The sequence below is a fragment of the Streptomyces triticagri genome (genome assembly GCF_003429565.1).
Classification (GTDB): Bacteria; Actinomycetota; Actinomycetes; order Streptomycetales; family Streptomycetaceae; genus Streptomyces; species Streptomyces triticagri.
In genome coordinates this window covers 1-7,002 of record NZ_QUAK01000180.1, presented here as the reverse complement: position 1 = coordinate 7,002, position 7,002 = coordinate 1, and the positions used below count along the sequence as shown (strand labels likewise).

The window sequence follows — 7,002 nt, the reverse complement described above, 5'->3', positions numbered from 1 at the left end:
TGGTTCCGACCGGCCGGGGCCGCTTCATGTCCGGGACGCCGGCTCGCACACGTGACCGGGAAGGCCGGCCGGCACATGGTCTCTTTCGGGTGGTCCCGGCGCCCGGGGCGCCCCGCGAGCCCCCGGGGCGATCCTCAACCCCGGTCCGGGCCCGTGGCCACCGGCCGGGACTCGTCCGACGACCACTCCGACCAGGAGCCCGGGTACAGCGCCGCCTCGTAGCCGGCGACCGCGAGGGCCAGGACCTCGTGGGCTCCCGAGACGCCCGATCCGCAGTACACGCCGACCGGACCGGCGTCCTGCGCGCCGAGACCGCGGAATCGGGCCGTCAGCGCGTCCGGGGCGAGGAGCAGGCCGTCCGCGGCGACGTTCTCGGTGGTCGGTGCGGAGACGGCGCCGGGGATGTGGCCGCCGACCCGGTCGATCGGCTCCACGTCGCCCCGGTACCGCTCGGCGGCCCGTGCGTCGAGCAGCAGTCCGTCCCGCGCCAGGGCGGCGGCCCCGTCGGCGTCGAGCACCGGGAGCGCCCCGGGACGCGGTGTGAAGTCACCCGGATCGGGCCGGGTGACCTCGGTGGACAGGGGTCCCGTCCACGCCGCGAGACCGCCGTCCAGGACCCGTACCGACTCGTGACCCGCCCAGCGCAACAGCCACCAGGCGCGTGCAGCGGCCCAGCCCTGGCCGCCGTCGTACACAACGACCGGACGGCCGTCGTGCACTCCGGCGGCGCGCATCGCGGCCCCGAAGGCCTCGACGTCGGGCAGCGGGTGCCGGCCGCCCGAGCCGTCGGGCCCGGTCTCGCCGGCGAGCTCGGCCTCCAGATCGACGAAGACGGCGCCCGGAACATGCCCTTCGGCGTACGCGGCACGGCCGTCGAAGGGCGCTTCACCTGCGGCTTTCGCGGTGCTGAGCTGCCAGCGGACGTCCAGGACCACCGGTGGGTTCGTACCGGCCGACTCGACCGCGAGTTCGGATGCGGAGATGATGGCATTCATGGGCACATCCTTGCGCAAGGCCTGGCCGCCCGGTCGAGGGGCCACTAACCTGCTCCGCCGGGAGTTCGGCTGATCGACACCGGCAGGCAACCGCACCGAAACGGGTGCGAAGCGGCACACCGGGCATTGTCCGCCGGTAAGGGCGGAAGCGCGGCGCCGACGGAGCGCGAGGCGCGACACGTGGTGCGAGCATCTGGTCTGGCACACGGGGGCACGGCACACCATGACGGCCCGAGGAGAGAATCACGATGACCGAGTCGGCAGCTCGGCACACGCCCGGCACGCCTTGCTGGGTGAGTCTGATGGTGCACCAACTGGCCACCACCCAGGAGTTCTACGGTTCCCTCTTCGGCTGGGAGTTCCGGCCCGGACCGGACCAACTGGGGCCCTACGTACGTGCGCTGCTCGACGGGCACGAGGTGGCGGGCATCGGCGACCTGCCTCCCGATCGCAATCTGCCCATCGCATGGACCCCGTATCTGGCCACCGACGACTGCGACGCCACTGCCGAGGCGATCCGCAGCTGCGGCGGCACGGTGGGCGTGGGCCCGCTGGACGCAGGCGAGGCGGGACGGCTGCTGATCGCTCTCGATCCGGCGGGGGCGGTGTTCGGGGTCTGGCAGGCGGCCGAGCACCTGGGCATCGGCACGGCCGGCACACCCGGCACTCCGGTCTGGAACGAACTCGTCACCCGGGAGACCGCCTCCGTGGCGAAGTTCTACCAGTGCGTCTTCGGATACCAGGAGGACCCGGTCGTCTCGGCCGACTACGACTATCTGACGCTGCGTCTCGACGACGTCCCCGTCGCCTCGGTGCACGGGGTGGGCCATGGACTGCCGCGGGAGCGGGGTCCGCACTGGATGACGTACTTCGAAGTCGCCGATGTGGACGGCACGGTGGAGCGTGTCGTCGAGCTCGGCGGGCAGGTGCTGCGGCCCGCGAGGGACGGCGGCCACGGCCGGATGGCGACGGTCGCCGATCCGGAGGGCGCGGCCTTCACGGTGGTGCACAGTACGGAGTGAGGCCGGTCGAGGGACCGGCGCCGGTGGTCGGCACTCCCGGACCGGCCGTCCCCTGCACGGCCGGTCCGGGATGCGCCCGGGCGGATCTGCGTGTGCCGTGGCCCAGCCTTCCCCAGGCGCCGCCGGATCACCAGCGCTCGACTCCCGTACGGGAAAGTCTGGGACGTCCCATGCGCTGACCGGCTGAGACGTCCTCAGGGTGGGGGACGGCCGATGGGCGTCTGCTTCAAGTCCCCTTTCAGGTCGGCCGCATTGGCACGATTGCTCCCGCACGGCTCACGGCAGAATGGACGCGATCAAGTACGAAGGGATTCGCGACTCTGCCATGGCCCCCTGGAAAGCGTTGCCCGCCTCGCTCGATCCGCACGGACGCCATCTCGTGGCTCAACTCCGCGCGCTCAAGGACCGCAGCGGTCTCAGCCTGTCCGCCATCGAACGGCGGACCACGTACAGCAGGTCGTCGTGGGAGCGCTATCTGAACGGCAAGAAGTTCCCGCCGGCCGACGCCGTGAAGGAGCTGGCGCAGATCGCCCAGGGTGATGTGCCCCGGCTTCTCGCGATGCATTCACTCGCCGAGGAGGCCTGGGCACGGCGCCGGGAGACGGCCACGCAGGCGCCGTCGGGCGGCGGGACGGCGGCCGGCGGCACGGCCGGTACGGTGGCGGAGGTCGCGGGCAACGAGGGCAACGACGTCGAGAACGTCAGTGAAGTCGCCCTGGCCGGCGGTGAGTTGGAGTCGAACGGGGAGCCGTCCGGCGAGGATCACCCCTCGGACGCAGTCGCCGCGGGGGACGGCGGGGCGCACGAGGCCCCCGGAGAGCGGCCGCTGGGTCGCCCGACGCGGCCGCGATGGGCCCGCACCCCGACACAGCGACGGCCGCGCGAGCGGCTCCCGTTCCCGCAGGCGCTCACCATCACCGCGCTGACCGCCGCCCTCACCGCGGCCGGCATCGTCACGGCGCTCCGACTCCTCGAGCCGTCCGACACCGGCACCCGATCCGCCGGATCGGACCAGGAGTTCACGCTCGAGCCGGGCCGCACCCACGGCTGCACCCTGCACCGCAGGGACGGCCGCCTGTACGCCGGGCACAGCAGGACCACCGACACGGTGCTGTTCCAGATCAAGACCGGCTGGGAGGTGGTCGAGGCCCAGTGCCTGCTCGACCATCGCGGCTATTCGGTGGGAGACATCGACGGCGCCTACGACGCCCGTACCGCACGCGCCGTCAAACGCTTCCAGGAGGACGCACCCGAACTCGCCGTGGACGGCCTCGTCGGACCGCACACCTGGGAGGTCCTGCGCCGATGAACGGCCGGACACATCCCGCTCGCAGCCGACTCGCTCGCATCACGTCGACGGCCTGGTGGCGCCCCGTCGTCACCGGAGTGCTGCTCGGCTCCGCCATCGCCACCGGCCTCCTGGCCGCCGCACAGCAGGACACGGGGCCCACGCGGGCCGGGTCACCGCCAGGCTGCCGGGGCGCCCACTGCACGGGCAAGGACCCGGAGTCCCAGGGCTGCACCCATGCCGAGCACGGGCCGGTCACCGTGGTCGAGCACTCCCCCGCCGGCAAGGTCCGGATGGACATCCGGTACAGCCGGGGATGCGACGCCTCCTGGGCCCGGGTCTGGCTGGCCGACGTGGGCACCCGCATCGAACTCCGGTCCCCACAAGGGGACTTCCAGGAGGCCACCATCGACGACCGCCACGACGCCCAGGGGTACGTGTACACACCGATGCTCGGCGGACACCCCAACCGGCGGACCGAGGCCTGCTTCCATCCACCGGACACCGCCTCGGGCGAGCGCGGCAGCCCACGCGCGCCGGTGTGCTTCACCCCCGGCGCCTGAGCCGCCGGGGCCCTCGGCGGCTCAGGCACTCCGGCACTCCGGCAGCTGTGACGACTGTGGTGACTGTGGCAGGCGATCAGTCGCCCCGTACCCGTTCCACGACCGTCGTGCCGGAGCCTGTCGGGCCGATCCGTAGGACCGTGCCGGTGAGGTCGTCGGTCGGTCTGGCCCGGACCCGGCCGTGGCCGCCGGGGGCGGTGGCCCGGACCCGGTAGTCGGCCGGGTCCGCGTCGGCGATCTCCACCTCGATCACGCCCCGGGTGTTCGGCGGCAGGGTGACCCGGGTGGTGTGGGTGTTCCCGGTGCGGTGGACGGACACCTCGACGGGGCCGCGGATCGAGGGCACGGTTCCGTGTGCCCGAGTCAGGCCGCCGGTCCTCGGTCGTACCAGGAACTCGGCGGCGCCGGGCGCGGTGACCCGGACGCCGAGCAGATGGCGGGCGATCGCATTGGCCGGGGCGGACGCCCAGGCGTGCGAGAAGGTCATATTGGGCTTGAGCGCCGGGTCCCAGGCCTCGGTGACGATGGTGGCGTTCAGGCGGTCGAGCATGTGCAGCCAGGAGTTGGTGCCGTCGGCGGTCATCAGGTCGATCGCCGCGTCGGCGCGGCCGAGCCGGAACAGGGCGTCGAGCAGGAACTGGGCTCCGTACACGCTCATCTTCATGCCGCCGCGGGCAAGGGTCTCGCCCAGCTTTCTGCGTACCTCGTCGGGCAGGTCGGCGTCGGCGCCGAGGGCGACGGGGAAGGCGGTGGCGTGCTGGGCGCTGTGCGCGGTCCCGATGCCGTCCCGGAAGTGTCCTGCCGCCCCGTCGAGCAGGGTGCGCCGCATGGCCGAGGCCAGCCGGTCCGCCTGCTTGCGGAACTGCCGGGCGTCGGCGGCCTTGTGCAGTGCGTCGGCGCACTGTGCGAGAGTGCTGAAGGCCGCGTACTGGAAGGCGTTCACCACGGTGTTGACCTCGGTGAAGACGTAGCCGTCGCGAGTCGAGGCCGGCCAGTCGACCAGGTCGGTGAGGTCCCCGCCGTCTCCCGGGTCCTTGTGCACGAGACCGTCGCCACCGATGAGGTTGTCGAGGTTCTTGTCCTTCAACAGGTCGTAGTCCCGGGCGAGTTGGCGGTCGTCGCCGGTGGCGAGGTAGTCCTCCCAGGCGGAGAGCGCGCACATCAGGCGGTACTCGGTGGGCCAGGTGCCGTGCCGGACCAGGTAGTCGTCGGACCAGCGGGCCAGCGCGTACGAACGCTGTACGGCGTACTCGGAGAGCTGGTTGACCAGGACGTCTCCCTCGTACGGCCCGCGTTCCCTGGTCGGGGTGTCCACGTAGAGGTCGGCGCGGGTGGCCTCGATGGAGTACCGGCACAGCTCCCGTACGCGGTCCAGATCGGGTGAGGAGCTGCAGAAGGAGGAGTGCGTGTCGCCCCAGTGCGCCTTCCACGCCCGCCCGGTGACGGTGGCCCGGGAGAGGTCGAGGCGGGTACGCAACTCGGCCCAGCGGAAGGCCCGGTATCCCCAGTGCTCGAAACGCTGGGTGCCGTCCCGCAGGGTCCAGATCTCGCGGTACGTATTGCCTGCGCGGAGTTCGTGGCGCACCGTGCCGTCGGGGTTCAGCTCCTCGCCCAGGCGCACCTCGACGGTGTCGCCCGCGCGGCCGCGCAGTTCGAGCGCGAGACCGCCGACGATCTCGCGGCCGAGGTCCACCAACCAGCGCCCCGGGGCGAGTTCGGTGACGGAGGCGGGGCGGACGTCGTGCAGCACGACCGGTTCGATGCGGGCCGGGACGAGTCCCTCGATGGCCTTCCTGGCGGCGGGTTTCTGCCAGCCGCGATCGTCGAAGCCCGGGCGGGTCCAGCCGACCGGTTCGTGGCGCAAGTCCCAGTATTCCTGCGGGGTTCGATAGAAGTTGGTGCCCGCGCTGCCCTTCGGGGGGAGCAGTCCGGCCTGGCGGCGGGCGCGCCAGTCGGGGCCGGTGCCGACCGTCTCGCGGGTGCCGTCGGCGTAGGAGATCTCCAGCTGGGCGAGGAATTTCCGGGAGGTGGTGGAATGGCACAGCGCGGCAAGGGAGTTGGTCCGGCCGGAGCGCAGGGTGTCCGTGATGTCGTAGACCTGGTAGGCGACGCCGGATCCGGAGCGGACCGAGGCGTGACCGACCAGGTGGCCGTTGCTCCACACCTTGGCGACGTACTGGCGGCCCGGATCGGGCGAGTCGGCGGCGACGTACAGGACGGCGGCCGTGATCCGTCCGTTGCGGGGGCGGTGGTCGTGACGCAGCAGCGCCCAGGAGTCGTCCTCGACGTAGGAGGACAACGACGAGGCTCCGGTGGGTAGTTCGAGTACGCCGTCGGCGACGGTGCCGGCGGAGAAGGTGCCCTTGTCGGTGGCGAAGTCGTCGTCGATGAGGGTCGTGCCGTCCGCGTCCACGACGGTGAAGCGGTCGTAGTCCTGCGATTCGGTGGAGCCGTTGCGCAGACCGACGTTGCCGCGCGCGTGGCGGGAGTCGGTGGTGGTGTCGACGACGGTGCCGTTCACCGTCGTGGTGAAGGTGGAGCCCGCCATCGCCACGGCCACGTCGGTCCACTCACCGATGGGCACCTCGAAGGGCAGCTCGACCTCGTCGAGCACCGTGTAGGTGCCCGACCGGCAGATGTGCTTGCGCAGCACACCGGGGCTGCCCGCGCGCAGCTGCCACAGGTAGTTGTCGTCGGCGCTGCTCGCGCGGAACCACAGGCCGGCCGCCGTCGCGGTGATCCTGACCCGGGCGGACAGCATCCCGTCCGTGATCGTCTCGCCCTCGGGCGCCCAGATGGGCGCCGCCGTCCACTCGTCCTCGACAGTCGTCGCGAGCAGCACCGGCCGGGACCACGGCGACTGCTTCGTCCCCCAGCAACGCACCCGCCACCAGTAGGCGGTACGGGGCTCAAGCGGCGGGCCGCCGTACGGGACCGCGGTGGAGTCGGCGGAGGCGACCCTGCCCGAGTCCCAGACCAGCCGGCCCGGGCCGAACTCCGGTGCGCCGCCTGCCAGTTGCACCTGATAGGCACGCTGCACCGTGCCGTCACCCTGATCCGGCACCTGCCAGCTGAGGCGGAAGTCGCGGGCGGCGCCGAGCCCTTGGGGCAGCAGGTCGGCCAGCATTCCGTCG

The 7,002-nt window shown here is 72.2% G+C and carries 5 protein-coding genes; 3 read left to right on the top strand and 2 right to left on the bottom strand.

From position 1 onward, the window contains the following. Window positions 1-134 precede the first annotated feature (134 nt). On the bottom strand, window positions 135-995 hold the full coding sequence (locus DY218_RS25980) for a sulfurtransferase (protein ID WP_128558567.1): 861 nt from the start codon (window positions 993-995) through the stop codon (window positions 135-137). Window positions 996-1,243: 248 nt separating this feature from the next. On the opposite strand from DY218_RS25980, the gene DY218_RS25975 reads away from it, so the two are divergent. The 3 genes from DY218_RS25975 (at window position 1,244) to DY218_RS25965 (ending at window position 3,868) form a co-directional block, all read left to right on the top strand. Further along, a complete protein-coding gene (locus DY218_RS25975) occupies window positions 1,244-2,017 on the top strand; it encodes a VOC family protein (RefSeq protein WP_128558566.1) in 774 nt (257 codons plus the stop codon). Between the two features lie 325 nt (window positions 2,018-2,342). Further along, window positions 2,343-3,326, top strand: coding sequence for a peptidoglycan-binding protein (locus DY218_RS25970; RefSeq protein WP_128558565.1), 984 nt, complete (start codon window positions 2,343-2,345; stop codon window positions 3,324-3,326). Continuing rightward, the gene (locus DY218_RS25965; RefSeq protein ID WP_128558564.1) at window positions 3,323-3,868 is read left to right on the top strand and encodes a DUF2690 domain-containing protein; all 546 of its coding nucleotides are present in this window, start codon (window positions 3,323-3,325) and stop codon (window positions 3,866-3,868) included. Before DY218_RS25970 ends, DY218_RS25965 begins: the two co-directional genes overlap by 4 nt. 76 nt (window positions 3,869-3,944) lie before the next feature. Here DY218_RS25965 and DY218_RS25960 read toward each other — a convergent pair. After that, on the bottom strand, window positions 3,945-7,002 hold a 3,058-nt coding region (locus DY218_RS25960), incomplete at its 5' end, for a family 78 glycoside hydrolase catalytic domain (protein ID WP_128558563.1).

What these genes read in the sequence shown, in the direction of transcription:
- DY218_RS25965 (WP_128558564.1), top strand. Translation starts at nt 3,323, where the DNA reads ATGAACGGCCGGACACATCCCGCTCGCAGCCGACTCGCTCGCATCACG.
- DY218_RS25980 (WP_128558567.1), bottom strand. Translation starts at nt 995, where the DNA reads ATGAATGCCATCATCTCCGCATCCGAACTCGCGGTCGAGTCGGCCGGT.
- DY218_RS25970 (WP_128558565.1), top strand. Translation starts at nt 2,343, where the DNA reads ATGGCCCCCTGGAAAGCGTTGCCCGCCTCGCTCGATCCGCACGGACGC.
- DY218_RS25975 (WP_128558566.1), top strand. Translation starts at nt 1,244, where the DNA reads ATGACCGAGTCGGCAGCTCGGCACACGCCCGGCACGCCTTGCTGGGTG.